This is a genomic window from Streptomyces sp. NPDC017676 (genome assembly GCF_044329325.1).
In the GTDB taxonomy this organism is placed as follows: Bacteria; Actinomycetota; Actinomycetes; order Streptomycetales; family Streptomycetaceae; genus Streptomyces.
The window spans coordinates 1-2,013 of sequence record NZ_JBIRJA010000045.1 but is presented as its reverse complement, the minus strand read 5'-3'; the positions used below and the strand labels follow the sequence as shown (position 1 = coordinate 2,013).

The 2,013-nt window shown below is 72.3% G+C and carries 3 protein-coding genes; 2 read left to right on the top strand and 1 reads right to left on the bottom strand.

Annotated elements, in window-relative coordinates; translation table 11 throughout:
- Together ACH4LD_RS42825 and ACH4LD_RS42820 are read left to right on the top strand one after the other, a co-directional pair.
- Positions 1 to 495, top strand: a 495-nt coding sequence (locus tag ACH4LD_RS42825) for a hypothetical protein (protein ID WP_398106227.1), incomplete at its 5' end; no start/stop codon positions are given.
- Between the two features lie 659 nt (positions 496 to 1,154).
- The gene (locus tag ACH4LD_RS42820) at positions 1,155 to 1,412 is read left to right on the top strand and encodes a hypothetical protein (protein ID WP_398059854.1); all 258 of its coding nucleotides are present in this window, start codon (positions 1,155 to 1,157) and stop codon (positions 1,410 to 1,412) included.
- Between the two features lie 21 nt (positions 1,413 to 1,433).
- On the opposite strand, the gene ACH4LD_RS42815 is transcribed toward ACH4LD_RS42820, so the two are convergent.
- Entirely contained in the window at positions 1,434 to 1,622 is a 189-nt protein-coding gene (locus tag ACH4LD_RS42815) for a hypothetical protein (RefSeq protein WP_398059852.1), read from the bottom strand.
- Positions 1,623 to 2,013 lie beyond the last annotated feature (391 nt).

Below are 2,013 nucleotides of genomic sequence, written 5' to 3'. Positions count from 1 at the left end.
GATGCAGCCGGCCTTCACCTCCGCGGCGAGGACCGCATACCAGCCACACGCGGCCGGGCAGGACTTCCTCCCGAGCGCGCGCCGGAGTCGTACAGGGCGCTGCGCGGAGGCGAGGGCAGCCCGGAGCTTCAGGCCAAGGACGCGGCATCCGTCCATCGCGATGCACGGATGGGTGGGACGGCGGCCCACCGGGTGGCCAGAGTGCAGGTGGACCCCAACCTCTTCCCGCTCTTGGGGCGCACCGGAGTGGACCGGTCGATCCGCATCACCGTGATCTCCACTCCCCTTCCGCGCACCGGACGCGCGGTGGAATCCACCGTCGCCACTCACGCCCGGCGGCGGCCCCGCGCGGTGCGCGACAGCTTCGGCCGGCCGCCGGTACTGCCGGAAGCGGCAGCGGCGTCGGACGGACATCGGCTTCGGCGACGGGAACAGCACCGCGCGTATCCGGGCCGCGTCGGCGAGCTGCTTCAGGCGCTCACGCTGCTCCGGTGACAGGTGCGGCAGAGCCGGGGCCATCATGGGCCTGCGTACTCAAGGGCAGCGGTCCCCCGCACCCTGCACGCTCCCAGGTGTGGCTTCAGGAACGGGCGACCGGTCGGGGCCCCGGCCGCCGAGCCGACAAGCTCACCCCCGAACGCCGCGCCGAGCTGGACCAGTTCGCGATGCGCTGGTAGCCGGAGCAGACATCGAGGTGGCGGATGGCCGGCGCCCGCCGCTCTCGCACCACATGCAGCCGTGATCACCACCATGGACCACCCTGGGCCCGGGACGACCGAGACCACGAACCACTCCACGCCGCGCGCCGCCGCATTCGCTCTGATCAGGACCGCCGCGGTCCGAGCCCCTCTTCGGCCGACGAAACAGCCGCACATGATCAGGCCACCCGTTCGGCTCCGTGTGCGTGTGCCGGCCGGGGGGAACTCCGCTGCGCGCGTCGTGCGGCCCTGCGGACAGCAACGTCGCGCCGGTCCCCGAGTCCGGGTCGCAACGCCCCTACCAAGACGCCCGCTCCGGTACACCCTTGAGCACCCGCACGGTGTGGCGGCTGCCCACCGCTCAGCTCACCGCCCTGCGCATCACGGAAGGCAGGCCGCCCCCGCACGAGACGACCCGCCCCCCAAGTCAACCACCACCGCGCGAGGCCAGCCGCGGTGTCCGTCGCGGAAGCCGCCACCACGACGCCGGCCACCACCCCCGAAGCCGCCACCACGACGCCGGCCACCACCCCGGGGGTCACCACGGTGACGCCGGCCGTCACCCCCGAAGCCGCCACCACAACGCCGGCCACCACCCCCGGGGTCACCACGGTGACGCCGGCCACCACCCCCGGGGTCACCACGGTGACGCCAGCCACCACCCCCGGGGTCACCACGGTGACGCCAGCCACCACCCCGGGGTCACCACGGTGACGCCGGCCACCACCCCCGGGGTCACCACGGTGACGCCGGCCGCCGCCGGGGGTCGCGGTCGTAGCCCCAGGGGACCTCGACGACGAACCGGTCGCGGTCGTTGCGCAGGGTCGCGGTGTCAAAGCGGTCGTCCCACACGTACACCCGCCGCTCCTGGAACACGTCCGTCCCGGTGCCGCAGCCGAAACCAATGTGGACGCAGACGGTCACGCGGCCGCTCAGCCGGCAGTGGTCGAAGGCGCAGGTACGGCCGTCCTCATCGAAAGAGAGCCCAGCCGCCCAAGCCCACCACCCACCGCGAATCGCTCCTGAGCTCCACCCACCGCGCCTTCAACCAGCAGTCGGAACAGTCATCCCGACCCGGGGAGTCGAACTCCACCCGAAAGTGAGTAACAGCCCGGCCCATCGACTCGGCCGGGACGGACGACAGGACGTTTGAAGGGCCCGATGACGATACGTCACCGCTGAAGAGGCGACTGGAACCGTTGTGGGCTGTCTTCCCCGCCACTTGGTTGCCGGCTCAACCAGGGACGCCTGACAGTCGGCCAGCTTCGGGAGCGTCGCGGACGGACTGTCAGGGATGGCCGGAGGCAATCGCGGA